The organism is Xanthomonas sp. CPBF 426 (genome assembly GCF_903989465.1).
In the GTDB taxonomy this organism is placed as follows: Bacteria; Pseudomonadota; Gammaproteobacteria; order Xanthomonadales; family Xanthomonadaceae; genus Xanthomonas; species Xanthomonas euroxanthea.
In genome coordinates this window covers 4,295,336-4,322,065 of sequence record NZ_LR861805.1, presented here as the reverse complement: position 1 = coordinate 4,322,065, position 26,730 = coordinate 4,295,336, and the positions used below count along the sequence as shown (strand labels likewise).

The following is a 26,730-nucleotide window of genomic DNA, read 5'->3' as shown; positions in this document are numbered from 1 at the left end:
GCCATGCATCCACCAGATCTCAAGCATCTGATCAGCGACGCGCCGCGCGTGATGGTGGTCGATGGCTCCAAGCTGGTGCGCAAGCTGATCGCCGATGTGCTGCAGCGGGATCTGCCCAACGTGCAGGTGATCGGCTGCTCCAGCATCGCCGAAGCGCGCCAGGCGCTGGAAGCCGGTGCGGTGGATCTGGTCACCACCTCGCTGTCGCTGCCCGACGGTGACGGCCTGACGCTGGCGCGCAGCGTGCGCGAGGCGGCCGGCCAGGCCTATGTGCCGGTGATCGTGGTCTCCGGCGACGCGCAGCAGCATCTGGTGGAGCGTCGCTTCACCGAGTACGTCACCGACTACTTCGACAAGGCGCTGGGCCACGAAGCCCTGGCGACCTTCATCCGCGGCTATGTGCAGCCCGAGCCGGTGGTCGGCGCGACCGTGCTGTACATCGAGGACAGCCGGGTGGTGGCCGAGGCGACCAAGCGCATGCTCGAGCGGCAGAGCCTGAAGGTCATCCACGTACTCACCGCCGAGGACGCCTTTGCGCTGCTGACCGCCGAATCGCTGGGCCGCACCGAACGCCGCATCGACGTGGTGCTGACCGACGTCACCCTGAAGGGCGAGCTCAACGGCCGTGACGTGGTCGAGCGCATCCGCATCGATTTCGCCTACGGCAAGCGCCGCCTGCCGGTGCTGGTGATGACCGGCGACACCAATCCGCGCAACCAGTCAGAACTGCTGCGCGCCGGCGCCAACGATCTGGTGCAAAAACCCATCGAAGAACGTCTGCTGGTGACCAAGGTGCTGTTCCAGCTGCGCCTGGCACGGCTCGAGGACCAGGCCGTCACGCTATGACCGAAGTGGCAGAAGTGGAAGCGCGTATCCAGCTGGAACCGTCATGGAAGGCGCGGGTGGGCGATTGGCTGCTGCGCCCGGAGATGCAGGCGCTGTCTGCATTCCTGCGCCAGCGCAAGGCGGCCGGGGCGCGGGTGTTCCCGCCGGGTCCGCAGATCTTTGCCGCCTTCGACGCCACCCCGTTCGAGCAGGTCAAGGTGGTGATCCTGGGCCAGGACCCGTATCACGGCGAAGGCCAGGCGCATGGGCTGTGCTTTTCGGTGCTGCCTGGCGTGCCGGTGCCGCCGTCGCTGCTCAACATCTACAAGGAGATCCAGGACGACCTGGGGATTGCGCGGCCGGACCATGGCTATCTGATGCCGTGGGCGCGCCAGGGCGTGCTGCTGCTCAATGCGGTGCTGACGGTGGAGCAGGGCCGGGCCGGCGCGCACCAGAACAAGGGCTGGGAAGGCTTTACCGACCACGTCGTGGAGACCCTCAACCGCGAGCGCGAAGGCCTGGTGTTCCTGCTCTGGGGCAGCTATGCGCAGTCCAAGGGCAAGGTCATCGACCAGGCGCGCCATCGCGTGTTCAAGGCCCCGCATCCGTCGCCGTTGTCGGCGCATCGCGGCTTTCTGGGCTGCCAGCACTTTTCCAAGACCAACGAACACCTGCAGCGCCGCGGGCTGGGCCCGATCGACTGGTCGCTGCCGCCGCGCAACACGCTGGACACCACTTCGGCCAGCGGCTGAACGGCGCTGGCGCCGTTGCATTTCGCGACGTGGTTGTCACGGTCTGCGCAGGGCGGCGGTGGTAGCGTAGGAGCCAGAATTCGGAAACTGCGCCGTAGAACGACGGCGATGCCAAAAGCCCGAACGTCCTATAAATGGAACGCTGGGAACTCTTCCTGTACCCGGCAGTCCAATAGTTCGACTGCTAAGATGGTGCCCTATGAACCAGATTACCTCGACTGCCCTTGTGGCAAACAATCTCCCGATTCCCAGTGCGCTCGGTTCGCTGGACGCCTACATCGGTGCCGTGCACCAGATCCCGGTGCTGTCGGTCGATGAGGAACAGAATCTTGCCCGTCGCTTCCGTGACGAGCTGGATCTGGATGCCGCGCGCGAACTGGTCCATTCCCACCTGCGCTTCGTGGTGCACGTCGCTCGCGGCTACAACGGCTACGGCCTGCCACTGGGCGACCTGATCCAGGAAGGCAATATCGGCCTGATGAAGGCGGTCAAGCGCTTCGACCCGGAAATGGGCGTGCGCCTGGTCAGCTTCGCAGTGCACTGGATCCGTGCTGAGATGCACGAGTTCATCCTGAAGAACTGGCGCATCGTCAAGGTCGCCACGACCAAGGCGCAGCGCAAGCTGTTCTTCAACCTGCGCAAGTCCAAGACCCGCCTGGGCTGGCTCAATGCCTCCGAAGTGACGGCCGTCGCCAAGGACCTGAACGTCTCCGAGCGCGAAGTGATGGAGATGGAGTCGCGTCTGTCCGGTCGCGATATCGGCTTCGATGCCTCGTCCGACGAAGACGACGATCACGGCCCGCCGTCGCCGGTGAGCTACCTGGTGGCCAACGACGAAGATCCGTCGCAGGCCTACGAGCGTCACGACAGCGAAGACAATCAGCTGCAGTTGCTGCGCGAAGGCATGGCCGGCCTGGACACGCGCTCGCGCGACATCGTCAAGCGTCGCTGGCTGGATTCCGACTCCAAGGTGACGCTGCAGGAGCTGGCCGACGAGTACGGCGTGTCGGCCGAGCGTATCCGCCAGATCGAGGCGAACGCGCTGAAGAAGATGAAGGCACTGTTCGTGGCCTGATCCTTCGATCATGCCCCAGGTGTTGCACAAACGGCCCGGTTTTCCGGGCCGTTTGCATGTGTGGTGCTGGCGATACATCGCGTGCGAAGACACGTGGTTGTCCACTGCTGATCGACCACGCACTGCGGCCGCCCGCATCACTCCGGCAGGCGCGCCACCGGCAGGTGCCAGCCGTAGCGGATGGCCATGAAACGCAGCCCGAAACAGACCAGCGCGCCGGTCGCCAGCGACCAGGCCTGCGGCACCTCAAGCACGTGCCCGATCGCGACCAGGCCGCCGCCGGCCAGCGCGGCGACGGCGTACAGCTCGGCCTGCAGCACCACCGGCGTACGCGCCACCAGCAGATCGCGGGCGATGCCGCCGCCGATGCCGCTGAGCATGCCCAGCAAGGTCGCGCTGAGCGGGCTGAGCTGGTAGTCGAGCGCCTTGCTGGTGCCGTAGACCGCAAACAGCGCCAGCCCGGCCGCGTCGAACAGCTGCACCGGGTTGCGCAGCCGTTCCACCGCCGCATGCCAGTAGAAACCGGCCACGCCGGCCAGGCAGGCGACCAGCAGGTACTGCGGATGCACCAGCGCCGCTGGCGGGGTGGCGCCGATCAGCACATCGCGCACGATGCCGCCGGACACCGCCGCCGCGCATGACAGCACCAGCACGCCGAACAGATCCAGGCGATTGCGCACCGCCACGGTGGCGCCGCTGAGGGCGAACACGAAGGTACCGAGCAGATCCAGCAGGAACAGGAGAGTGGCCACGATCAGACCGTCGCATCAGGCCGCACAGCATCGCGTACGGCCCGTAGCGCTGTCATCCGTCCTTGCTGCTGGGCGGCGGGTCGTCGGTGGCGCCGCCGAAGATGATGCGCGCGGCACGCTGGTAGCTCCAGTACGCCATCGCCCAGTTCACCAGCACCACGAAGCGGTTGCGGAAGCCGATCAGGAAGTACACGTGCGCGGCCAGCCAGAACCACCAGGCCACGATGCCGGAGAGCTTGAGCTTGCCGACATGCACGATGGCGGCCATGCGGCCGATCGTGGCCAGGTTGCCGTAGTCCTGATAGCGGAAAGCCGGCGCAGGCTGGCCGCGATGGCGGGCGCGGATCGCCTTGGCGATGTGCTTGCCCATCTGCTTTGCCGCCGGTGCCACGCCCGGCACCGGGCGGCCGTCCTGCTGGACCGCGGCCAGGTCGCCGCCGACAAAGATCTCCGGGTGGCCGGGCACGCTCAGGTCCGGCTGCACCAGCACGCGGCCGGCGCGGTCCAGCGGCACGCCGAGCGTGCGCGCCAGCGGCGATGCGGCCACGCCGGCGGCCCACACCACCGTGCGTGCAGGCACGAAGGTGTCGCCCAACTGGTAGCCCAGCGCATCGATATGGGTGACCGGCGTGCCGGTGTGCACTTCCACCCCCAGGCGCTCGAGCTGCTTGCGCGCCTTGGCGGTGAGATCGTCCGGGAACGAGGGCAGCACGCGTGGGCCAGCTTCGACCAGGCGCACGCGTGCCTGTTGCGGGTCGATATGGCGGAACTCGTTCTTGAGCGTGTGGCGGGCGATCTCGGCCAGCGTGCCGGCCAGCTCGACGCCGGTCGGGCCGCCGCCGACCACGGCAAAACTCAGCCAGGCCGCGCGTGCGGCCGGGTCGGATTCGGCTTCGGCACGCTCGAAGGCGAGCAGCAACTTGCGCCGCAACACCAGCGCGTCGTACAGCGTCTTCAGGCCGGGCGCGTGCTCGGCCCATTGATCGTTGCCGAAGTAGGCATGGGTGGCGCCGGTAGCCAGCAGCAGCATGTCGTAGCCGAGCGCGTTGCCATCGGCGAGCACCACTTCGCGGCGGGCCGGTGCGATTTCGGCAACGTCGCCGAGCAGCACCTCGACGTTGCGCTGTTCGCGCAGGATGTGGCGCAGCGGCGCGGCAATATCCGGTGCCGACAGGCCGGCGGTGGCGACCTGATACAACAGCGGCTGGAACAAATGGTGGTTCTGGCGGTCGATCAGGGTGATGCGGATGCCAGGATCGTCGAGCGCGCGGGTGGCCCATAAGCCGGCAAAACCGCCACCGACCACCACCAGGTGCAGCGGAGCTTGGGAGGGGGAAGTAGTCATCGTCAGGTCTGATGGAATGCGACGCGGGCGCATCAGCATGCCGCATCGGCAATGAACATGACGCCTGAAGGCGTCCCGCCTGCGGCATCATGTCGCATCTCATCGACCTGGTGACCGCATGCCGGCATTACCCCCACCGTTGCCACCACCACCTTCTTCGCCCGCGATGGCAGCGGCTGCCGCGCGGACGCCCGGAAAGCAGGTCAGTGGCGTCACGATCGGGCTGATCGGGCTGGGGGCCTGCGTGGTGCTGTTCGGCATGGTGGTGCTGGGCGCGCTGGGCTGGCTGATCGTCTTCGGCTGGTCGCTGTTCGCGGATCAGGCACGCGCCGCACTGCAGGACGATGCGGTGGTGCAGGAACAGATCGGCCGGATCCACACGATGCGGGTGGATCTGGTGCGCACCGGTCTGGCGCCGGGCGCCGACGATTTCGTGTTCACCGTGGAGGGCGATCGCGGCCGCGGCCGCGTGCATGCCACCTGGGTCAGCGGCGGGGCCGAGCGCGAGATCCTGAGCGATGGCGTGCTGACCATGCACGATGGCAGCCAATACACGCTGCCATCGGCCGATGCCGACGCCACCGAAACGGACGACGCAAGCGACACCGCCAGCGACACCGACTCTGCCGACACCTTCGAGGAATGACCATGATCGACAATCCCGACAAACGCATCGCCCTGCTGATCGATGCCGACAACGCGCCGGCCGGCAAGATCGACGTGGTGCTGGCCGAAGTGGCGCGCTATGGCGTGGCCAACGTGCGCCGCGCCTACGGCAACTGGAAGAGTCCGCACCTGAAGAACTGGGAAGCGGCGCTGCACGAATATGCGATCCGGCCGATCCAGCAATTTGCCTACAGCTCGGGCAAGAACGCCTCGGACATGGCGATGGTGATCGATGCGATGGACCTGTTGTATGCGCGCAACCTGGATGGCTTTGCGATCGTCTCCAGCGATGCGGACTTCACTCCGCTGGTGATGCGGCTGCTCACCGATGGCATGAAGGTGTATGGCTTCGGCGAAAAGAAAACCCCGGCGCCGTTCGTCAATGCCTGTTCCAAGTTCACCTATGTCGAAGCGCTGGGCGAGCAGGCGGCAGCGGCCAGCGACACCGCCGCCGGCCGCAAGGACGCCACCGCGCTGCGCGGCGACACCCGGCTGGTGCAGATGCTGCGCAATGCGATCGACAGTGCCTGCGAAGACGATGGCTGGGCGCATCTGGGTGCGGTGGGCAAGCAGGTGGCCAACCAGGCCTCGTTCGACCCACGCAACTACGGCTATCGCAAGCTCAGCGACCTGGTGCGCGCGATCGGCTTGTTCGACATCAAGCAGGACGAGCAGGCCCTGTGGGTGCGCGATGCGCCCAAGGGCGGGCGGGCGAAAACAGCGCAGCCAGCGGCCGCTCTCGCCACGCAGGCGACTTCCACAAAGCGCCCGGCGCGCACCACGCCCAAGCCGGCAGCGGGGAAATGACCATGGCTGACGCTGCAACGCCATCGGCTGCAGGGAACGGCCCGATCACGCTATGGGGGCGGCGTAATTCCAGCAATGTGCGCAAGGTGCTGTGGTGCGCCGAAGAAGCCGGGCTGTCGTATACCTCCATCGAAGTCGGCGGTGCGTTTGGTCATAACGACACGCCCGCCTATCGCGCGTTGAATCCCAACGGCCTGGTGCCGACGCTGCAGGATGGTGAGTTGGTGCTGTGGGAGTCCAACGCGATCGTGCGTTACCTGGCCGCGCAATATGCGCCGGCCCTGTATCCGCAGGCGCCGGCCGAACGCGCGCTGGGCGATCGCTGGATGGACTGGACCACCTCGACGTTTGCCGGCGTGTTTCGCGACCTGTTCTGGGGCGTGCTGCGCACACCGGAGGCCGAGCGTGATCCTGCGCGCATCGCCGCGGCGCTGGCGCGCTCGGGCGAACTGCTGGCACGCGCCGATGCGGCCCTGGCGCAGCAGCCGTATCTGTCCGGCGTGCAGTTTGCGATGGGCGATATTCCGCTCGGCAGCTTCATCTACGCCTGGTTCGAAATGCCGATCGAGCGCCCCGCGCTGCCGCATCTGCAGGCGTGGTATCAGCGCTTGCGCGCGCGGCCTGCCTACCAGCGTGGCGTGATGACCGCGCTGACCTGAGTGTCGGGTCTGCGCGCAAGCCAGCGCGGTGCATGGCAGGCAGCACGCGTGCCGCCGACCTCACACGCTGCTGCAAGGCAGTCGGCCCCGTGCACCGCGCGTCCCGGCAGCTCACGTTGTCTGTAGGAGCGCACCCGGGCGCGACGGCATCGCCGGTAACGCCGCGTCGCGCCCGGGTGCGCTCCTACAACGCACGATCCCACCGCGCGGCTTGCTGGCCTCGCGTTGTGTGTAGGAGCGCACCTGGGCGCGAGGGCATTGCCGGTAACGCCGTCGCGCCCGGGTGCGCTCCTACGGAGCGTGGGCGCATTGGCTAGAACGTGAGTCTAGTAGCAGCGCGGTGCGCGATACGCCTGCACTAGTACAGATCGATCGGATCCACATCCAGCGACCAGCGCACGCGCCGCGCCTGCGGTAGCGCATGGATCGCCGGCAGCTGCGCGTCCAGCAGACGATGCAGCGCCGAACGCTGTTGCGCGGACAACAGCAACTGGGTGCGCTGGAAACCGGCGCGGCGCGGCATCGGTGCCGGCATCGGGCCGTAGCATTCCACTGCGGCAAACGCGGGCGACTGCGTGGTGGTGTCCGCCGTGGTCAGGCCACGCACCGCCAGCAGGAACTGGTTGGCCGCTGCCACATCCTTGGCTTCGGCGCGGAACAGCGCCAGATGCGCGAATGGCGGAAATCCCGCAGCCTGGCGCTGCTGCAGTTCGGCATCGGCAAAGGCGTGGTAGCCGCCGTTGACCAGGGTCTGCAGCAAGGGATGTTCGGGGTGGTGGGTTTGCAGCCAGACCTCGCCGGGACGGTCGGCGCGTCCGGCGCGTCCGGCCACCTGGATCAGCTGCTGGGAGAGTTTCTCGGCGGCACGGAAGTCGGCCGAGAACAGGCCTTCGTCGATGCCGACCACCACCACCATGGTCAGCCGTGGCAGGTCGTGGCCCTTGGCCAGGATCTGGGTGCCGACCAGGATGCCGGCGGCGCTGCCCAGGCGCGCCAGCTGGGTTTCCAGCGCGTCGCGGCGCTGGGTGGTGCTGCGGTCGATGCGCACCACCGGAAAGTCCGGGAACGCCTCGGTCAGGCGTTCTTCCAGCCGCTCGGTGCCGATGCCTTGCGGCTGCAGCGCCAGGCTGGCGCAGGCCGGGCAGGCCAGCGGTGCGGGCTGGCGCGCGCCGCAGTGGTGGCATTGCAGGCGCCGGCCACCGGCGTGCACGGTCATCGGGGTCTGGTGCAGCGGCGTGCTGCAGCGCTGGCAGGCGGCGGTCCAGCCGCAGTCGTGGCACAGCAGCACCGGCGCATAGCCGCGGCGGTTCTTGAACACCAGCACCTGCTCGCCGCGCGCCAGGGTGGCGCCAATGCCGGCCAGCACTTCCGGCGACAGGCCGTCCTTGAGCGGGCGCTTGCGCACGTCGAGCACGCGCACGCGCGGCGGACGCGCCTCGCCGGCCCGACGCGACAGGCGCAGATGCTGGTAGCGGCCGGAATAGGCGTTGTGCAGGCTTTCCAGTGATGGCGTGGCGCTGCCCAGGATCACCGGCACATCCAGCGCCTTGCCGCGCACCAGCGCGAAGTCGCGGGCGTGATAGCGAATGCCGTCCTGCTGCTTGTAGCTGCCGTCGTGTTCTTCGTCGATCACGATCAGCCCGGCATTGGGCAGCGGGGTGAACACCGCCGAGCGCGTGCCGACGATCAGCTTGGCTTCGCCGCGCCAGGCTGCCGCCCACACCCGCGCGCGCTCGCCATCGGACAGCCCCGAATGCAGCGCGTGCACCGGCACGCCCAGGCGGGCGCGGAAGCGGCCCAGCGTCTGCGGGGTCAGGCCGATCTCCGGCACCAGCACCAGCGCCTGGCGACCGGCCGCCAGGCAGTCGGCGATTGCCTGCAGGTAGACCTCGGTCTTGCCGCTGCCGGTGACGCCGTCGAGCAGATAGGTGGCAAAACCGCGCTGCGCACGGATGGCGTCGGCGGCGGCCTGTTGTTCGTCGTTGAGCTGCGGGCCGCTGCCGGGGCGGGGCGGGATGCTGTCGGCCGGCACCGCCACGCGCGCGGCATAGTCGCGTTTGGCCAGGCTGCGTGCGGCCTCGCGCCATTGCGGCAGCAACGGGTCCAGCTGTTCTTCGCCCAGCGCACCGGGCAGCAGCAGGGCGGCCAGCAAGGCGGGGCGGCTGCCGGCGCGCAGGCTGGCGGCGCCGGTGCGCCCGGCCTCGGTCAGTTGCCAGGCCCAGGCATGGGTCTCGGCCAGCGGCTCGCCGCGGCGCAACGGGCCGGGCAGGGCGCTGGACTGGGCCTCGCCCAGCGGGGCGTGGGTATAGCGCGCCAGCCATTGCAGTGAACGGGCCAGCTCGTCAACCAGCAGCGGAGCGTCGTCGCACCATGCCAGCGCCGCGCGCAGCCCCTCGGCGGAGGCCAACTGCCCGATCTCCACCACCACCCCGACCAGCTCGCGTGGCCCGAACGGCACCCGCACCCGGCAGCCGACTCGCGCCGGGTCGGTCAGCGGGGCCTCGGCCGGGGGCAGATAGTCGAACAGTTGGGGCAGCGGCACCGGCAAGGCGACGCGCAGGGTGGCGACGGTCGAAGACATCCGGCCAGTCTACCGACCCTGTCCAGTACCCGGCACGGGCCTGCCGATGGCGCCGGATCGGTGCGCGGGCTTACAACGTGTTTGTGTGACCGAAGTGATAAATCCGACGTAAACCTATGTGAGGGTTAAGGAAACGGGTTTATCCACACTGCCTGTGGATAAGCCTGTGAATTAGTCTCGTGCTCCACGCTGTGAAGGCGGATTCACTAGCCTCTGCAACCTGTTGGACATTTTTTAGCCAATCGGCTTAAAGCCATCAGGATCAATAACTTAGGCGTGAAACACGAATGCAACAAAGAAAAATCAACAGTTGACAGACGCCTGCGTATCGGCATGTCTGCCGCTGTGCACAACCCGCGTCGATGACGGCGGTCGGCGGCAGCGGAGCGCAGCGTAGCCGGGTCGATCTGTCAAGCCATCGGCGGGGGCCGATTGCGTCGGTATCATGCCGGCCGATGCTGGAGTTCTCATGACCGTAGTCCCCGACGCCCCTGTCACCCCTGCCGCGTTGTCAGCGTTTTTGCGCGGTGTCGAACGCCGGGGTCTGGTGCTCGCACAACTACAATGTGGCGATGGCGCGGCGGCCGAGCGGGCCTTGGCGGCTGCGTTGCGGGCGTTCAGCAGCCAGGCGGCGGGTCGCCCGATGGCCGGCTGGCCGATGCGCTTCTGGAGCCTGCTGGCAACCGCCCCGCCGCTGCGACGCGAGCCCATGCCGGGGACCTGGTTGCCTCCGTTCACCGCACTGGGGCGGATGCAGACCACCGACCGCCTGGCGCTCCTGCTGCGTATCGTCGCCGGGCTGGAAGAAGAACCCGCCAGCGAGGTGCAAGGCATCGAGGTGGGGGCCTATCGACAGTCCCTGGCCCGCGCCTGCCCGCGCGATGCGGCCGGCAACCCGGACGCGCAGGCCTGGCGGGTGCTGGCCGAGGCGGCGCAGCAGGAGTTGCGCGACCTCGGCCCGGCCCAGGTGAGCCGGCTGGCACAGCTGCGTGAGTCGGCCCTGGCCGGCATGCCGTTGCAGCCTGCCGCGGCCGCGCCCGTGGCTGCCACCGCCGAGGCGCGGCGCCCGGCCGCACCGCGCGCCCGGCCTGCCCGCCAATGGCATTGGCCACGGATCGACCGCCGCCACGCCGGCATCGTGCTGGCTGTGCTGGCATTGGCGCTGCTGCTCGCGGCGCTGGGCTGGTGGTGGACGCATCGCCGGCCGGCGCTGCCGCCCGAGCCGGTCTCGCAGGCCCCGGCCGGCGTGCTGCACGTCACCGATGCCGCGCCGGTGCTGGTGGAAGACCTTCCCGCCGCCGACCTGCCGGACGCGGTGGCAAACCCCGGCCTGGATCCGCGCGACCAGGCGATGCTGGCCGATCCGGACCTGGAACTGGCGCGTTCGGCCGATTTCTACGCCTGGTACGCGGCCGGGCATCCGGTGCCGGCCGACGAATCCGGCGCGCATGCCACTGCCGCCACTGCCCAGCCTGCCGCCGCCGCCCTGGAGACCGTCGATGCCGACAATTAAGTGGTGCGGCCTGCTGGCGTTGGCCGCGGTCGGCATGGCCGCAGCGCAAACCCTGCCGGCGCCGTTGGAAGAAGGCAGCGCGCGCGCGCCGGCGCCCGCGGCCTCCACGCCCGCAACCCCGAGCGCCGCGCAGCAACGCGCGCGCTGGGACGCATTGACGCCTGCGCAGCGGTCCGAGCTGCGCGCCCGCTATGCGGCCTGGAAGGGGCTCACCGCCACCGACCGGGTGGTAGTGCGGCAGGCACGCGAGCGTCTGCATGGCTTGCCCGACGACCAGCAGCGCGCGCTGCGCACGCAGTTCACCGCGATGGATCGCCTGCATCGCGATGGCTGGCGCCTGGGCTCGCAGCTGGGCGCGTTCTATCCGCAGTTGCAGCCCTTGATCGGCTATGTGCCACCAGCGCAGCGCGACACGTTGCTGGCGGCGCTGCGCAGCCTGGATGCCGGGCAGCTGGAGCAGTTGGCGGTGCTGGCACAACGCACGCCGCCGCAGGAGCGCGATGCCCTGCGCGACGCCCTGCTTGCGCAGGCACCGGCAACGCGCAGCGCCTGGTTGAAGCGCCAGCTGGCGCGCTAAGCGGCAGCGGCGGGACGGCGCCGGCGCACCGGCCCCCGCGCTGGCGTCGTCTCCACGCGTGCTCGGTGCCCATCCTCGATGCCGCGCACCGAGGCGGATACGGCGTGGAGGGCATGCAGGGCTGCCGTCTTCGGCAGTGCAGTTGCCCAGGGGGCGATCGTCACGCCGCAGGACATCGACTCCGCTCGTGCCTGGGCATCCGGGTCCGGGGGGCCGGCCACCACGTCCGCCTGACGTGGCGCATCTGCCGGCCCGTGTGTTCCCGGCGTGGCGTGGTCTTTCCGGCGACCAACTGCCCATCCCGGAAGTCCGGGTAAGATAGCGGCCCCACGCGACCCGGTGCCAGCGCCTCCCGGCACGGCCGTAGTCAGCGCAGCGATCGGTTTTCATGTCTGTCTCTTCTGCACCCACCTCCGCGACGCCGCGCTTCGCCGCGGAAGTGCGCACCACCGGCCTGCTCGCATTGCCGCTGGTGCTCGGCCACGTCTCCACCGGCCTGATCGGGTTTGTCGACAACGTCATCGCCGGCCACCACGGCACCGCCACGCTGGCGGCGGTCACCATCGGCACCTCGCTGCTGTGGCTGCCGATGCTGGTGCCGATCGGCACGCTGATCTCGTTGACCGCCTCGGTCTCGCAGCTGCGCGGTGCCGGCCGCGAGCACGAGATCGGCCCGCTGTTCCGCCAGGCCCTGTGGCTGTCGCTGGGACTGGGTGCGGTGATGTTCGCGTTCCTGAGCGCGGTGCCGCCGCTGCTGCCCACCTTCGGGATTGCGCCGGACATCGTGCCGGGCGCAACCGACTTCCTGCACGCGGTGCGCTGGGGCGGGCCGGCGCTGACGTTCTACTTCTGCATGCGCTACCTCAGCGAGGGCATGCACTGGACCCTGCCGACCATGCTGCTGGGCTTTGGCGGCCTGCTGGTGCTGGCGCCGCTGGGCTATGCATTGACCTATGGCAGATTCGGCTTCGCCGAGCACGGTGCGCAAGGCCTGGGCATGGCCTCGGCGATCACCATGTGGGTGCAGGCCAGCGTGTTTGCGCTGTATCTGTGGCGCTCGCGTCGCTTTGCGCATCTGCAGTTGTTCGCCCATCTCGAGGGGCCGCGCTGGCGCGCGATTGGCGACCTGTTGCGCACCGGTCTGCCGATCGGCATCACCGTGCTGATGGAGGGCGGCCTGTTCATCGTCACCGCCCTGTTGATCGGCCGGCTCGGCTCCACCGAAGCGGCCGCGCACCAGATTGCGATCAACGTCGCGCAGCTGTGTTTCATGATTCCGATGGGCGTGGCCGAGGCCACCACCGTGCGGGTCGGGCATGCGGTCGGGCGCGGCGATCCGCTGGGCATGCGGCGCGCGGCCTGGGCCGGCTACGCCATCGTGCTGGGCACCCAGGCCTTGTCGGCCAGCGTGCTGTTGCTGGGCCACGATGCCATCGTGAGCGTCTATACCGATGACGTGGCGGTGGCGGCGCTGGCGTCGGTGCTGCTGCTGTTTGCCGCCACGTTCCAGTTTCCCGATGGCATCCAGGTGCTGTCCAGCGGCGCGCTGCGCGGGCTCAAGGACACCCGCGTGCCGATGTTCCTGGCGATGTTCTCGTACTGGGGTGTCGGCATGCCGATCGGCGCCGGGCTCGGCCTGGGGCTGGGCTGGGGACCGCAAGGCATGTGGATCGGCCTGATCCTGGGCCTGACCGTGGCGTCGGTCCTGATGGGCTTGCGCTTCCGGCAGACCAGCCGGCGACTGACTGCCGGCACGACCCCCTGACTTCCAGCGCATGCCGCGCGCGCCACGCAGCCGGTATGCTGGACACCATTGAATTGCATGCAGCGTCTTTCGACGGAGTTTTCCATGAACCACCCCGTGCGTCGCAGTCCCATCGCCAGTTTCTTCGTCGGCCTTTGGGATGTGATGAATTTCACCCGGCGCCTGATCTTCAACCTGGTGTTCTTCGGTTTTCTGTTCCTGATGCTGCTGCTGTTCGTGGTGGCGATCGCGCGGGGCGACGGCACCAAGCCGCTGGCCGAGCGCACCACCCTGGTGATCAACCCCGAGGGCACGCTGGTCGAGCAGTTCAGCGCCGATCCGGTGAGCCGCTCGCTGGCCAAGGCGGTCGGCGACAAGAGCGCCGAGGAAGTGCAGCTGCGCGATCTGGTGCGGGTGATCGAGGCGGCCGGCAAGGACCGCAAGATCGAGCGGGTGGTGTTGAACCTGGACAAGTTCCAGCCGGCCGGTTTCGCCTCGCAGCGTGAAGTGGCCGCGGCGCTGCAGAAGCTGCGCACCTCCGGCAAGCAGATCGTCGCCTTCAGCGAGAGCATGAGCCAGGGCCAGTACCTGCTGGCCGCGCAGGCCAACGAGGTCTATCTCGACCCGATGGGCAGCGTGCTGCTGGAAGGACTTGGCCGCTACCGGCAGTACTTCCGCGAAGGCCTGCAGGACAAGCTCGGCGTGGACGTGCATCTGTTCCGTGTGGGCGAGTACAAGTCCGCCGCCGAGCCGTACATCCTCGATGCCGCGTCGGCCGACGCCAAGGAAGCGGACCTGTTCTGGATGAATGACGTCTGGCAGCGCTACCTGGCCGATGTCGGCACCGCGCGCAAGCTCAGCCCGGCGCAGCTGAGCGCCGGCATCGATACGCTGCCCGAGGGCGTGACCGCCGCCGGTGGCGACCTGGCCAAGTTCGCGCTGCAGCAGAAGCTGGTCGACGGGCTCAAGACCCGCGAGGAAGTCGATGCGCTGCTGACCAAGCGCGGCGTGGCCGACAGCGATGCCGACAGCGGCTTCCGCAACATCGGCTTCAACGACTATCTGAGCCAGCTGCAGGCGCAGCGTTCGGCGATGGACAGCCGCCCGCAGGTGGCCGTGGTGGTGGCCGCCGGCGAGATCAGCGGCGGCGAGCAGCCGGCCGGCCGCATCGGTGGCGAGTCCACCGCCGCGTTACTGCGCCAGGCGCGCGACGACGACGAGGTCAAGGCGGTGGTGCTGCGCGTGGATTCGCCCGGCGGCGAGGTGTTTGCTTCCGAGCAGATCCGCCGCGAGGTGGTCGCGCTCAAGCAGTCCGGCAAGCCGGTGGTGGTGTCGATGGGCGATCTGGCCGCCTCGGGCGGCTACTGGATCAGCATGAACGCCGATCGCATCTATGCCGACCCGTCGACCATCAGCGGCTCGATCGGCATCTTCGGCATGGTGCCCAACCTGACCCGCGCGCTGGACAAGATCGGCGTGCACACCGATGGCGTGGGCACCACGCGGTTTGCCGGCGCCTTCGACATCACCCGTCCGCTGGACCCGGCCGCCGGCCAGGTGATCCAGGCGGTGATCAACAAGGGCTACGCCGACTTCACCGGCAAGGTGGCGCAGGCGCGCCACCAGTCGGTGGACGCCATCGACAAGGTCGCACGCGGCCGTGTGTGGAGCGGTGCGCAGGCCAGGCAGCATGGTCTGGTGGACGCGTTCGGCGGCATGTCCGAAGCGGTGGCCGATGCGGCCAACCGCGCCAAGCTGAGCCGCGGCAAGTTCCGCGTGCGCTACGTGGAAAAGCCGGCCACGCCGTTCTCGCAGTTCATGAGCGGATTTGCCGGCAGCCGCATGGGTGCCTGGATGCTGGGCGATTCGGGCATGGCACGTGCATTGCTGGCGCGCTCGCTGCCGGAAGTGGACACGCAGCTGCGCTTCGTCGAAGACGCCGTGCACGACAGCAAGGCGGGCGGCACCCCGGTCAAGTCGCTGGCGTACTGCTTCTGCGGGTTCTGACGCGGCACGATGCCAGCTGACACGACAACGCCGGCCACGTGCCGGCGTTGTCGTGTCAGCGCTCAGGCGACGCGCGATGCGGGCGCGCCAACGACGCAAAAAACAGATGGCAGAACGCATGGCGCCACGGTCGAGCGAACTTATGCGTGTTGGCCGTGCGCACAGGTGCAGTGCTCGCCTGGCGCGCAATCGCCTGCGCGCACGTGCATTGCTGCTTGGACACAAACGCGCGTGTGTCAGGCAGCAGGCTTCGGTTACTGCGTGGCCGCGTCGATCGCCTTGCGTTGATCGTCTGCGGCCTGGTCGCTTGCTGCCTGCACCGCATGTGCCTTGTTCAACGGCTGCTGGATGTGGTCGCGCAGGGCGGTGGCCTGTGGCTCGGGCTTCTGCTCGGTGGGCGCAGGTTGCGGTCGCTGACACGCGCCCAGCAGCAGCATCAGGCTGGTGGCAAGAATCCAATGCCGTTTCATCGTCGTGACCTCGCTCGGGGTGGCGGTATCCTAACGCCGGGGCCATCGTTGCGCGTCAACTGCGCTGCGGCGGCCGTTTCCTGCGTCTTGAAAGAGGATCACCCACGTGACAACCCATCGTTGGCGGCTGGATGGACAGACCGCGCTCATCACCGGTGCCAGCGCCGGCATTGGCTTTGCCATCGCGCGCGAATTGCTGGGCTTCGGCGCGGATCTGCTGATGGTGGCGCGCGATGCCGATGCCCTGGCGCAGGCACGCGACGAGTTGGCCGAGGAATTTCCCGAACGCGAGCTGCATGGGCTGGCCGCCGATGTGGCCGACGATGAAGAGCGTCGCGCGATTCTGGACTGGGTGGAAGACCACGCCGATGGCCTGCATCTGTTGATCAACAATGCCGGCGGCAACATCACCCGCGCGGCGATCGATTACACCGAGGACCAATGGCGCGGCATCTTCGAAACCAACGTGTTCGCCGCGTTCGAGTTGTCGCGTTATGCGCACCCGTTGCTGACCCGCCACGCAGCATCGGCGATCGTCAACGTCGGCAGCGTCTCCGGCATCACCCATGTGCGCAGCGGCGCGCCCTACGGCATGACCAAGGCCGCGTTGCAGCAGATGACCCGCAACCTGGCGGTGGAATGGGCCGAAGACGGCATCCGCGTCAACGCGGTGGCGCCGTGGTACATCCGCACCCGTCGCACCTCCGGGCCGTTGTCGGACCCGGATTACTACGAGCAGGTCATCGAACGCACCCCGATGCGCCGCATCGGCGAACCGGAAGAAGTGGCCGCCGCCGTCGGCTTCCTCTGCCTGCCGGCAGCCAGCTACATCACCGGCGAATGCATCGCAGTGGATGGCGGCTTCCTGCGCTACGGGTTCTGACACGTCTGCATGCATGGTCACGCGGACAGTGCCCATGCATGGCATCGGAAGATGCGCAGACATGCGCCGGCCCGTCGGCGCGCCACTCCTCTAGGTTTTTGCCAGCCGCGCCTGCACGCTAGGCTGGCGACAGCGAGGATGCCCGCGTGCGCCGCGGCGCAATGCACCGCGCCTGCCAACTGGTGATGGTGACGGTTGCCGGTGGCTTGAAGAATCAGCCCGGTCAGCGCAGTGCCGGTACATCGACTGACCTGCGCCGGAGCGCCGCTGCCGGCATCACGGCGTGGCGGATGGATGCGCGCAGCGGCTTTCGTCCAGCACCCGGCGCATCTGCACGTAGCGTTGCTTGCGCTCGGCCGATTGCGCCTCGTCGGAGAAACGCCAGGTGGATTCGGCCTGCTCGGCACGCTGGCGCCAGGCCTCGCACAGGCGCTGGTCCGGCACCGGCGCGCAGCGATCGGTGACCACCTCGCAGGCGCTGCCGCCGCCGGTCGCCGGACCGCCGGCCAGGTTGGTGGTCTGCATCGGCAGGCAGCGCGTGGCCGGCTCGCGGTCTTCGGTGAAATAGCGCCCGTTGTCGTGTGCGGTGCATTCGAACAGGGGCGGGGGTGGCAGCGTGGATGTCGAGGGCGCGGCAGGTGGCGTCGCTGCCACCGGTGCTGGCGTCGCAGCCGGGGCGGAGGCAGGGGCCTCGGTCTTGGGGGTGGCCTGCGGCTGCGCAGCGGGCGCTGTACGCGCCGGCGCCGCTGCGCCCGATCCCCCCTGCGTGAACGGCACTGCGGCCGGTACCGTCATCAGCTTCTTCTGCTGCTGCATGCCTTTCGGGCACGGCATGTTCTGCACGGTGAGCGCGCCGGCCGGATCGGTGCAGCGGTAGATCGCCACTTCCTGTGCGTTGGCCAACTCGGCGCTCGCCAGCAGTGCCACCCACAGCCAGCGCCTCATGCGCCGCCGCAGTCGCGCTGCAGACGCGCGTCGATGCCGCGCTGCTCGCGGCTCAGATCCTGGCGTTCGCTCTGCAGGGCGTTGTTGTAGCGGCGGATCAGTTCCCAGCGACGGTCGGCCAGGCGCGCGCAGACTTCCTGTTCGGGCAGGGCATGGCATTCGTCGCGGATCTGCACGTTGCCGTAGGGCACGATCACCGTGCCGCCGTGGCCGCCGCCGTTGTAACCGCCGTGGTAGCCGCCGCCTCCGAAGCTTGCGCTGCCACGCAGGCTTCCCCCCCGTCCGGAGCTTCCCTGCACCGCACCCGCCGGGCGTGGGCTGACCGAGATCGGCGGACGCTGGATGCCGCCGCCGCTGACCGGCGGGCCAATGCCATTGCCCACATAGGCCGGGCCCCAGGTGGGCACCCAGCGCGGATTGCCTTCCGGGCTGTCGCTGGTATAGCGCTCGCCCTCTTCGGTGGTGCACTCGTACATCGGCTGCGGCGGCTGCACGGTGATGATGCGCACCTCGCGCGGCGGCTGCGTGGCGACGGCGGCCGGGGCGGCGTCGGCGCGCTGCGGTCGCGGCGGCGGATCCTGCGGGCGCTGCAGGTCCATTACCTGCTGGCGCCCGCTGCTGCACGGCGCATCCTGCAGGGCGACGGTGCCGGTGCTGCTGACGCAGCGGTAGATCCGCACATTCGGATCCGGTTTGCTGGCGGTGCTGGCCGCCGACGCAGGCAGCGTGGTGGCCAGCAACAGAAGGGTCAGGACGGTACGCATGGCCGCAGTGTGCGCGTCTGCCGGGCTATGGGCAAAGGGTGGAGGCGGTGTGCAGGCAAGCGCGCCGACAGGCGGCACGTGTTCACTGCTCAGTCGCGCAGGATCTGTCCGCTGCGGGCATCGCGGATCTGGGTCGGTTGCGCCAACGCGCCCACCTCGCCATCCATCACCCCGTCGATGCTGGCCAGCAGGGCCGGGTCCAGCGCCTGGCGGCTGCGCGCGGGCGGTTCGCCAGCCAGGTTGGCGCTGGTGGAGACCAACGGGCCGCCCCAGGCCGCACAGAGCGCGGCGACCAGCGGATGCGCGCTGATGCGCACCGCCAGCCCGTCGTGCGCGCCGGTCACCCAGCGTGGCGCCTGGGCGGTGATCGGCAGGATCCAGGTATGCGGCCCCGGCCAGCTGGCCAGCACCTCCTGCCTGCGGGCCGGCGCCAGCGCGTCCATATCCACCCACGCGTGCAGCACATCCACGCTGGCAGCGACCACGATCACGCCCTTGTCGACCGGACGACGCTTGATCTCCAGCAGCCGCAGCACCGCGGCCTGCTGGCGCGGGTCGCAGCCCAGTCCCCACACCGCTTCGGTGGGATAGGCGATCACGCCGCCCCGGGTCAGGGTGGCGACGGCGCTGTCCAGGCTGAGCATGTGCTGCATGCGGCGCCCTTAGCCTGCGGCCTTGCTCACGGTCTTCTTGACCACGCGCTTGGTGGCCTTCTTGGCAGCGGCCTTCTTGGCCGGCGCCTTCTTCGCCGCCGTCTTGGTGGCGGTTTTCTTGACCGCGGTCTTCTTGGCGGCGTCCTTGGCCTCCTTGGCCGAATCCTTCACCGCGTTCTTCTTGAGCGTGGCCTTCTTGGCGCCGAAGCCCTTGCGCACCGGCTTGCCGGTATCGGCCAGCAACTGCTGCACTTCTTCGAACGTCAGCGTGGCCGGCTCGCGATCCTTGGGGATCTTGCCATTGAGCTTGCCATCGCTGATGTACGGGCCGAAGCGGCCATTGAGCACCTGGATGTCGCTGCCTTCGAAGTCCTTGATCACGCGGTTGCGCGCGATCTCTTCCTTCTCCTCGATCAGGAACACCGCGCGCGCCAGGTCGATGGTGTACGGGTCGTCTTCCTTCTTCAGCGAGGCATAGACGCTGCCGCGGCGCGCAAACGGGCCGAAGCGGCCGATGCCGACGCTGACGTCCTGGTCCTTGTCCTGGCCCAGCGCGCGCGGCATCTTGAACAGTTCCAGCGCGTCTTCGATGGAGATCGAATAGATGCTCTGGCCCGGCCGCAGCGAGGCGAAGGTGGGCTTCTCCTCGTCTTCGACGGTGCCGATCTGCACCATCGGGCCGAACCGGCCGATGCGCGCGCTGACTTCCTTGCCGCTGACCGGGTCGGTGCCCAGCACGCGCACGCTGCCGGCGTCGGTCTTGTCCAGCGAATCCTTCTTGTCCTCGACCAGTTCCTTGAACGGGCCCCAGAACTTCTCCATCAACGGGATCCACTCTTCCTCGCCGCGCGAGACCGCATCCAGGTCGTCTTCGAGCTTGGCGGTGAAGTCGTAATCCACGTAGCGGGTAAAATGCCCGGACAGGAACTTGGAGACGGCGCGGCCCACGTCGGTGGGACGGAAGCTGCGGCCTTCCATTTCCACGTACTTGCGGAACTGCAGGGTCTGGATGATCGAGGCGTAGGTCGACGGCCGGCCGATGCCGTATTCCTCCAGCGCCTTGACCAGCGCCGCTTCGGTGAAGCGCGGCGGCGGCTGGGTAAAGTGCTGGTCGGTGACGATGCGGTCCAGCGGGATGTTGTCGCCGGCCTTCATCAGCGGCAGCTTGCGGCCTTCGTCCTCGTCCTCGCTGCTCTTGGTGTCCTTGCCTTCTTCGTAGACCGCCAGGAAGCCCGCCACCACCACGGTGGTGCCGCTGGCGCGGAACACGTGCTCGCTGCCGGCCGACAGATCGACGCTGACGGTGTTGAGCGTGGCCGGGATCATCTGGCAGGCCACTGCGCGGCGCCAGATCAACTCGTACAGGCGACGCTCGTCATCGGACAGGAAGCGCGCCACCTGCGCCGGGGTGCGCAGCGCCGAGGTCGGACGCACCGCCTCATGCGCTTCCTGCGCGTTCTTGGATTTGGTGGTGTAGGCGTTGGGCTGGTCCGGCAACGAGGCGGTGCCGAAATCGCGCGCGATCACATCGCGGATTTCCGCCAGCGCGTCCTGCGACAGGTTCACCGAGTCGGTACGCATATAGCTGATCAGACCGACCGAGCCTTCGTCGCCCAGCGCCACGCCTTCATACAGTTTCTGCGCCACCTGCATGGTCTTGCGGGTGGTGAAGCCGAGCTTGCGCGAGGCTTCCTGCTGCAGCGTGGAGGTGGTGAATGGCGGGGCAGGGCGACGCTTGCGCTCCTTGCTGGCCACATCGGTGACATGCAGCACGCCTTGGGCGGCCTGCTGGATGCGCAGCCGCGCCGCTTCTGCGGTATCGCCGTCGGTGACGGTGAACTGCTCGAACTTCTGCCCGTCCAGCTTGATCAGGCGCGCATTGAACGGCTGCGACGGATGCCGGCAATGCGCATCGATGGACCAGTATTCGCGTGCGATGAAGGCTTCGATCTCTTCCTCGCGCTCCACGATCATGCGCAGCGCCGGCGACTGCACGCGGCCGGCCGACAGCCCGCGCTGCACCTTGCGCCACAGCACCGGCGACAGGTTGAAGCCGACCAGATAGTCGAGCGCGCGGCGGGCCTGCTGCGCATCGACCAGATCGGCCGCGATCGCGCGCGGCTTGAGCATGGCTTCCTTGATCGCGCGCGGGGTGATTTCGGTGAACACCACCCGCTGCATCGTCTTGTCCTTGAGCAGCCCGCGCTCTTTCAGGATCTCGGCGATGTGCCAGCTGATCGCCTCGCCCTCGCGGTCCGGGTCGGTGGCCAGATAGATGTCGTCGGCGCTCTTGGCGGCGCGCGCAATGGCTTCGACATGCTTCTCGTTCTTCTCGATCAGGTCGTAGCGCATCGCAAAGCCATTGTCCGGATCGACCGCGCCCTCCTTGGGGACGAGATCGCGCACGTGCCCATACGAGGCCAGGACGGTGAAGTCCTTGCCGAGGTATTTATTGATCGTCTTGGCCTTGGCAGGCGATTCGACGATGAGCAGGTGCTTGGGCATGGTGGCGAATTCTTTGGGCAGGGCCCGGGGGGCGGGTAGCGTGGCCTAATTGGCCGGTGGAGGGAAGCAGATCGCCTGTTTCCCACACGTCAACGCCCGGGAAACGAGCCCGGGCGTTCAGTTCTCTTATTAGAAAGATCACGGCGGACGCCGCCGTGTCAAGCGGCCAGTGCCGCGAACTGCTAGTTCTGGCTCATTCCGATGGCGGTCAGCAGGAAGGCCAGCGCCACGACCGAGAACACCAGCAGCACCGCATAAATGGCCAGGACCACGATGGTGACCGTATCCAGCCCCCTGGATTGCCGCTCCGGGTGATCGGTGAAGGCCCAGCGGTCCACCACCAGGGTGTCGCAGACCTTGTCGTGCGGGGCCTGCTTGCGCGCGGTCATGCCGGCCATGAACGCCGCCACGATCGCGCCGATGCCCAGGGTGAGCACGCTGATCAGCATGTAGGCCAGATAGCGCAGCACGTTGCGCCAGAAACCGACCCGGCCGCCGTCGCCGTCGGCGCGCACCAGCTTGATGCCGCAGGCGAGCTTGCCCAGGCTGGCCTGATGCCGGCTGGACTGCATCCAGGCGAAATACAGCGTCGGGATCGCCAGGCCGATGCCATAGGACAGCACCAGGATGGCGGTGCCGAGTGCGCTGCCGTCGTCCAGCGCCGAGCCGGAATCGCCCCGGGTGGTCGCCAGCGCCACGACGAACACCAACGGAATCACGATCAGGTACACCGCAAAGCTGGTGATCAGGCTGTCCAGGATGCTGGCGGCCACGCGCCGCCACAGTCCGGCGTAGACAACCGGGGCCTCATGCAAGGCAACGGTGGCTGCAGGCGCGGCGGCAGAGCCCCAGGCATCCGGAACCGGCCCGCCGGCGGATGGATGCGACGAGGTAGAGGCCGGCGTAGGCGCGTTAGCGGTGGTGGTCAGGATCGGGTCTGGGGCCGCTGGAGTTGTGGCCGCGTCTGCCGGCGTGGTGGCCCACGCCACTGGATCGACCGGTGCAGCATCTGCCGGTGCAGCGTGCTCGCGCGCCGGAAGCTGCTGGTGATCGGCCACCGCATGCTGATCGGCAAGGCCGGGTTCGATCTGCCCAGGCGCAGCGTCCGCAGTGCGGGCGGCAAATGACGCGGCTGCGGCAGGCGTACCGCCCGCCGCGCCGCTGGCCGGGTCAACCGTCGCCTGCGGCGCGCTGCGCGGAACGTCCGGGTCCGCATCGGCGGTCGGCGCGGGATGCATCGGCACCGCGGTGGCGACGTCCAGCTCGGCCGCGACCTCGCCAAGTGTTACCCACTGCGGCAAGCCTTCGCGCCAGACCAGGCTGGATGCATCGATCAGGCCGTCGGACAGGCGCGCGCGAAGCGTGTCCGTGTCCACCGGCCCCTGGCGCTCGCGTTGTGCGTCGGCGTAGTACCACTGCGTCATTGAAGTCCCCTTGGGTAAAGCGATTGACTAGCCGCGGCAGTCCGGCGGCAGTTGGTCGTCGTCGATCTCGGAGCTGCACTGCCAGGTGCCGGCGTCCGCGTCGAAATCCAGCCACAGCGCCTTGCCGTCGATCCTGGTCATTGTCGGCGCATGCAGCAGCGCCTCGACGCCGCATTCGGTGGTGTCGAAACGGCCGATCTGCACGCTGGTCAGCACCTCGTTTGCATACCGCTCGGGCGCGAGGAAGCCGGCATCGCCATTGACCGGGCAACGGCCTTGCTGGGCGAGAAACCCGGCGATCTGCGGCTTCAAGGGCGCCAGCGCCGTAATCGCCCGGGTGACCTTGCTACGCGCGGTGTAGTCCTGATACGCCGGCAGCGCGATCGCAGCCAGGATGCCGATCACCGCCACCAGCACGAACAGGCCCACCACCGCGCCTAGCACCAGCGCCAGCGGCCAACCGGGCCCATTGCCGGGTAGGCGCTGCGCTGACGACGGGGACGAACTGGCGGCTGCGGCGTGAACAGCCGCAGGCGGAACCGGCGGCAGCGGCGGCGGCAGCACTGCGGTGCGCATGGCGGTGGAAATCGGGGGGCCGAGCTCGTCGGCGCATGCTGACAGCGGCACCCATCGGGCAAATCCTGCGCGCCAGACCAGGGTGTCCAGTGCGATCGCGTGATCGCGATACAGCGCCAGCAAGGCCTCGCCGGCCACCGGGCCACGCCGATGGCGGTTGCCCTCGGCGTAATACCAACTGCTCATTGCCGTCCCCTCGCACGCTTCCGTTGCGGCTTCCGCTTCAGTGTACGGGTTCAGGCTCGTCCAGGAACATCTGCGTTTCCATCCAGGCATAGGCCGCCTCGGCGCCCGGCTGGTTGAACAGCACCATCAAGACCACCCATTTGAGGTCGTCCAGGTCCAGTTCGTCCTGATCCAGCGCCATGGCGCGGTCCAGCACCAGCTCGCGCTGGTCGGCGTCCAGGATGCGGTGTTGTTCCAGGAACAGCAGAAATCCACGGCAGTCCACATCGAGCTTGTCCAGCTCCGGGCCGTGATAGATGCGTACAGGTCCATCGACATGCGGGCGCGCGACACTGGGCCGCTGCTCGGAGAGCGCGTCCAGCCAGTCGAAGGCTTTGCTGATTTCTGCGGGACTGAAACCGGCCTGGATCAGGCCATTCTGAAGCGAGTCACGGTCGCGGACCAGGTCCGCATCTTCGCTGAAATAATGTTCGAAGAGGTACAGCAGTACATCAAGAATGCTCTCTTTCATTGCCCCTCGGCCTGCGTCGCGCGACGCTGTGGAGGTGAAGAAACTAGGGATTGCGGGTATAGCGACCGTGCTCGGCGACCACGTCTCCCTCCAGTTCCATGATGAGCAGCATGGAGGACAGCGCGGCGGCCGTCAATCCGGTGCGTTCGACCAGGGAATCCATAGGGGTTGGGTCGTGGCCCAGCGCCTGCCACAAGCGCTGGTAGTCCGGATCCGAGCGCGCCGTGCCGGCTTGCGGTGGTGTCCTGGCCTGATCAGTGGGGGCGGCCAGGCGCTGGCGCAAGGCGTCTGCCAGTTCGCCCGACAGCAGGCGCAGGCCGTCGATGATCTGGGCCGGCTCCTGCGCCAGGGTGGCGCCCTGCCGGATCAGGTGATGGCAGCCGCGCGCGAGCGGATTGTGCAGCGAGCCGGGCAGGGCGAACACCTCGCGCCCGGCCTCCGCCGCCAGCCGCGCGGTGATCAGCGCACCCGAGCGCATGGCTGCTTCCACCACCAGGGTGCCCAGGGCCAGCCCGGCGATGATCCGGTTGCGGGCCGGGAAGTGTCCCGCGACCGCCCCGGTGCCGGGCAGGTACTCGCTGACCACCGCACCACGCGCGGCGATGCGATCGCGCAGGCACTGGTGATGCGCGGGATAGGCCACATCCGTGCCGGTGCCCACCACCGCCACGGTGATGGCGTCGCTGCGGGCAAGCGCGGCCTCGTGTGCGATCGCATCCACGCCGGCGGCCATGCCGCTGACGATGGCCAGGCCGGCGCCGGCCAGGCTGGATGCGAATGCGCGGGTGTGGTCGCGGCCGCCGGCGGTGGCGGAGCGGCTGCCGACCACGGCCACGCCCGGGTGCCAGAGCGCGTTCGGGTCGCCGTCCACGAACAGGGCCAGCGGCGGGTTGACGATGTGGCGCAGCAGGGCGGGGTAGTCGGGGTCGTTGAGGCCGATCAGGTGATGGCCGGGCTGCTCGCACCAGTGCAGGGCGGCGTCCAGGACGCGCGCATCGGGCGCCTGCAGGCGAGCCGCTTGCAGATCGTCGCAGCCGGCGGCACGCCAGGCCTCGTGCCCGGCGACCAGTATCTCTGCCGGGCTGCCAAAACAACGCAGCAGTGCGCTGCGCGGCGGGCTGCGGCCACCCGCCATGAGCAGGATCAGGACTGCGCGCAGGTCGGGAGTGGTGAGAGCCATGCCTCAAGCCTGGACCGCAAACGACGACGGCGCCCTCGGGCGCCGTCGCATTACCGCATCGGAATTTTCGCTTACTGCGCGTCGGGATGCTTGACGAAGTAGCCCAGGCCGGTCGGCTTGACGCTTTCCATCACCAGCGCATAGCTGACCTTGTCGAAGGTGCGGAACACCATCGCGTGCGAGGCGTATTCGTCGGGCAGGCCGACGGTGGAGCCGGCCGGGCCGCTGAAGTCGTCGTCGGTCCGCGAGAAGCGCGAATGCTTGACGCGGTCGCTGACCGTGCGGCCCTTGCGCCAGATCGAGAACACCGTGCCGTTGTTGATGCCTTCGCGGGCGCCGCCGGAGATGGCGATCACATCGCGGGTACCGCCGACGATGAAGGCATCGGAGATGGCCAGCACCCGCAATTCGGTCTGCAGCGCCTGTTCCGACGGCGGATGCGGGATGAACTGCAGGTCGTACGGCTGCGCTTCGACGGCAACGATGCGATCGCCGGCGCGCACTTCGCGGCCGCTGTCCTGCAGCAGCAGGGTGGCCGCCTTGGAATTGCCGCCCGCCGCGCTGCGCGTGATGGTGCCGACGTTGACCTGTGCCAATTCGTAGCCCAGGAACTCGCGGCGCGTGCTCGGCGCGATGTAGTTCTTCCAGATGTTGCCGGCGCCCGCGGTGATGTTGCCGGCCGCATCGAGGTCTTCGTTGTGCTTGGGCAGGCTGAACTTCACGGTCGGGCGCACCACCGCAAAGCGCTGGCCCGGCTGTGCATCGTCCAGGCCGACCACATAGGCCACCTGGCCGGTGGTGGCGCGCGCGCGGCCGCCTTCCAGGCCCACCACGTACGGCAGTTGGTCGAAGTCATCGGTGACGCGCAGGTTCTTCAGGAACGGCTCGACCTCCGCCAGCGGAATCGCGTTGATCGGCGCTTCCTGGCGCGGGCCGGGCTGGACGGTGCCCTTGGCGACGCGATCCAGGTAGGCCAGGCTGATCACGTCGCCGGGGTAGATCAGGTGCGGATTCTGGATCTGCGGGTTGGCCTGCCAGATTTCCGGCCACAACCACGGCTTCTGCAGGAAACGTCCAGCAATGTCCCACAGGGTATCGCCCTTGCGGACCACGTAGGTGTCTGGATGTTCGCCCACCGCTTGCGCGGCAGCGTAGGTCGCGACGGTCAGCATCGCCGCAGCGACGACCGTACGAAGTCGGTTCAACATGAGTGCCTTCTTGCCTGATTCCCCAACAGGTCCGCGCACTATAGTCCAGAAACCGGGGCGTCACGCAAGCATTGCGCTAGAATGACAGCGTCTTGCCGGCGCAGCGCCGGTGTTCCCAGACG

Annotated in this window: 24 protein-coding genes; 11 read left to right on the top strand and 13 right to left on the bottom strand. The window is 68.3% G+C overall.

The window, feature by feature from the left end:
- The first annotated feature begins 3 nt into the window (after positions 1–3).
- From H7A87_RS18310 to rpoH, 3 genes are all read left to right on the top strand, one after another.
- Positions 4–846: a response regulator gene (locus tag H7A87_RS18310; RefSeq protein ID WP_164739090.1), complete on the top strand. Its 843-nt coding sequence runs from the start codon at positions 4–6 to the stop codon at positions 844–846.
- A gap of 5 nt (positions 847–851) precedes the next feature.
- Positions 852–1,577 (top strand): uracil-DNA glycosylase, encoded by a 726-nt coding sequence (gene ung, locus H7A87_RS18305; protein WP_115677953.1) that lies wholly within the window; start codon positions 852–854, stop codon positions 1,575–1,577.
- A gap of 199 nt (positions 1,578–1,776) precedes the next feature.
- Positions 1,777–2,652 (top strand): RNA polymerase sigma factor RpoH, encoded by an 876-nt coding sequence (rpoH, locus tag H7A87_RS18300; RefSeq protein WP_024938885.1) that lies wholly within the window; start codon positions 1,777–1,779, stop codon positions 2,650–2,652.
- A 137-nt stretch (positions 2,653–2,789) separates the two neighbouring features.
- On the opposite strand, the gene H7A87_RS18295 is transcribed toward rpoH, so the two are convergent.
- Both H7A87_RS18295 and H7A87_RS18290 read right to left on the bottom strand, forming a co-directional pair.
- On the bottom strand, positions 2,790–3,404 hold the full coding sequence (locus H7A87_RS18295) for a trimeric intracellular cation channel family protein (RefSeq protein ID WP_104584094.1): 615 nt from the start codon (positions 3,402–3,404) through the stop codon (positions 2,790–2,792).
- 52 nt (positions 3,405–3,456) lie between these two features.
- Entirely contained in the window at positions 3,457–4,749 is a 1,293-nt protein-coding gene (locus H7A87_RS18290; protein WP_115677795.1) for an NAD(P)/FAD-dependent oxidoreductase, read from the bottom strand.
- A 118-nt stretch (positions 4,750–4,867) separates the two neighbouring features.
- On the opposite strand from H7A87_RS18290, the gene H7A87_RS18285 reads away from it, so the two are divergent.
- From H7A87_RS18285 to H7A87_RS18275, 3 genes are read left to right on the top strand one after another with little or no spacing between them, the layout of a single operon-like run.
- Positions 4,868–5,395 (top strand): hypothetical protein, encoded by a 528-nt coding sequence (locus tag H7A87_RS18285; RefSeq protein ID WP_119128093.1) that lies wholly within the window; start codon positions 4,868–4,870, stop codon positions 5,393–5,395.
- Positions 5,392–6,222 carry an NYN domain-containing protein gene (locus H7A87_RS18280; RefSeq protein WP_164739091.1) on the top strand — a complete coding sequence of 277 codons (831 nt, stop codon included), beginning with the start codon at positions 5,392–5,394 and terminating at the stop codon, positions 6,220–6,222. Before H7A87_RS18285 ends, H7A87_RS18280 begins: the two co-directional genes overlap by 4 nt.
- The gene (locus H7A87_RS18275) at positions 6,219–6,881 is read left to right on the top strand and encodes a glutathione S-transferase (protein WP_119128094.1); all 663 of its coding nucleotides are present in this window, start codon (positions 6,219–6,221) and stop codon (positions 6,879–6,881) included. The genes H7A87_RS18280 and H7A87_RS18275 overlap by 4 nt, the downstream gene beginning before the upstream one ends.
- A 358-nt stretch (positions 6,882–7,239) precedes the next feature.
- Here H7A87_RS18275 and H7A87_RS18270 read toward each other — a convergent pair whose 3' ends face one another.
- A complete protein-coding gene (locus tag H7A87_RS18270) occupies positions 7,240–9,462 on the bottom strand; it encodes a primosomal protein N' (RefSeq protein WP_119128096.1) in 2,223 nt (740 codons plus the stop codon).
- A gap of 469 nt (positions 9,463–9,931) precedes the next feature.
- On the opposite strand from H7A87_RS18270, the gene H7A87_RS18265 reads away from it, so the two are divergent.
- From H7A87_RS18265 to sppA, 4 genes are all read left to right on the top strand, one after another.
- Positions 9,932–10,975: a hypothetical protein gene (locus H7A87_RS18265; RefSeq protein ID WP_104650045.1), complete on the top strand. Its 1,044-nt coding sequence runs from the start codon at positions 9,932–9,934 to the stop codon at positions 10,973–10,975.
- A complete protein-coding gene (locus tag H7A87_RS18260) occupies positions 10,962–11,552 on the top strand; it encodes a DUF3106 domain-containing protein (protein ID WP_180496793.1) in 591 nt (196 codons plus the stop codon). Before H7A87_RS18265 ends, H7A87_RS18260 begins: the two co-directional genes overlap by 14 nt.
- 388 nt (positions 11,553–11,940) lie before the next feature.
- Entirely contained in the window at positions 11,941–13,317 is a 1,377-nt protein-coding gene (locus tag H7A87_RS18255) for an MATE family efflux transporter (RefSeq protein ID WP_104650046.1), read from the top strand.
- Between the two features lie 84 nt (positions 13,318–13,401).
- Complete coding sequence (sppA, locus tag H7A87_RS18250) at positions 13,402–15,303, top strand: signal peptide peptidase SppA (RefSeq protein ID WP_104650047.1); 1,902 nt, start codon at positions 13,402–13,404, stop codon at positions 15,301–15,303.
- A gap of 254 nt (positions 15,304–15,557) precedes the next feature.
- Here sppA and H7A87_RS18245 read toward each other — a convergent pair whose 3' ends face one another.
- Positions 15,558–15,773, bottom strand: a complete 216-nt coding sequence (locus tag H7A87_RS18245; protein ID WP_047127474.1) for a hypothetical protein — start codon at positions 15,771–15,773, stop codon at positions 15,558–15,560.
- A gap of 106 nt (positions 15,774–15,879) precedes the next feature.
- Here H7A87_RS18245 and H7A87_RS18240 point away from each other — a divergent pair, with 106 nt between their 5' ends.
- Complete coding sequence (locus tag H7A87_RS18240; protein ID WP_104650048.1) at positions 15,880–16,656, top strand: SDR family oxidoreductase; 777 nt, start codon at positions 15,880–15,882, stop codon at positions 16,654–16,656.
- 276 nt (positions 16,657–16,932) lie between these two features.
- On the opposite strand, the gene H7A87_RS18235 is transcribed toward H7A87_RS18240, so the two are convergent.
- From H7A87_RS18235 to H7A87_RS18195, 9 genes are all read right to left on the bottom strand, one after another.
- Complete coding sequence (locus tag H7A87_RS18235; protein WP_119128098.1) at positions 16,933–17,601, bottom strand: DUF4124 domain-containing protein; 669 nt, start codon at positions 17,599–17,601, stop codon at positions 16,933–16,935.
- Positions 17,598–18,365, bottom strand: coding sequence for a DUF4124 domain-containing protein (locus tag H7A87_RS18230; protein ID WP_119128100.1), 768 nt, complete (start codon positions 18,363–18,365; stop codon positions 17,598–17,600). The genes H7A87_RS18235 and H7A87_RS18230 overlap by 4 nt, the downstream gene beginning before the upstream one ends.
- Positions 18,366–18,454: 89 nt before the next feature.
- Positions 18,455–19,018: a Sua5/YciO/YrdC/YwlC family protein gene (locus H7A87_RS18225; protein WP_119128101.1), complete on the bottom strand. Its 564-nt coding sequence runs from the start codon at positions 19,016–19,018 to the stop codon at positions 18,455–18,457.
- A 9-nt stretch (positions 19,019–19,027) separates the two neighbouring features.
- Positions 19,028–21,523, bottom strand: a complete 2,496-nt coding sequence (locus tag H7A87_RS18220; RefSeq protein ID WP_104584082.1) for a DNA topoisomerase I — start codon at positions 21,521–21,523, stop codon at positions 19,028–19,030.
- A gap of 182 nt (positions 21,524–21,705) precedes the next feature.
- A complete protein-coding gene (locus H7A87_RS18215; protein WP_119128103.1) occupies positions 21,706–22,947 on the bottom strand; it encodes an RDD family protein in 1,242 nt (413 codons plus the stop codon).
- 27 nt (positions 22,948–22,974) lie between these two features.
- A complete protein-coding gene (locus H7A87_RS18210; protein ID WP_119128105.1) occupies positions 22,975–23,709 on the bottom strand; it encodes a pilin in 735 nt (244 codons plus the stop codon).
- Positions 23,710–23,746: 37 nt separating this feature from the next.
- Positions 23,747–24,220, bottom strand: coding sequence for a DUF494 family protein (locus tag H7A87_RS18205; RefSeq protein WP_003484452.1), 474 nt, complete (start codon positions 24,218–24,220; stop codon positions 23,747–23,749).
- A 43-nt stretch (positions 24,221–24,263) separates the two neighbouring features.
- Complete coding sequence (gene dprA / locus H7A87_RS18200; RefSeq protein WP_119128107.1) at positions 24,264–25,400, bottom strand: DNA-processing protein DprA; 1,137 nt, start codon at positions 25,398–25,400, stop codon at positions 24,264–24,266.
- 71 nt (positions 25,401–25,471) lie between these two features.
- Positions 25,472–26,608 carry a LysM peptidoglycan-binding domain-containing protein gene (locus H7A87_RS18195; protein WP_104584069.1) on the bottom strand — a complete coding sequence of 379 codons (1,137 nt, stop codon included), beginning with the start codon at positions 26,606–26,608 and terminating at the stop codon, positions 25,472–25,474.
- Positions 26,609–26,730: the final 122 nt, after the last annotated feature.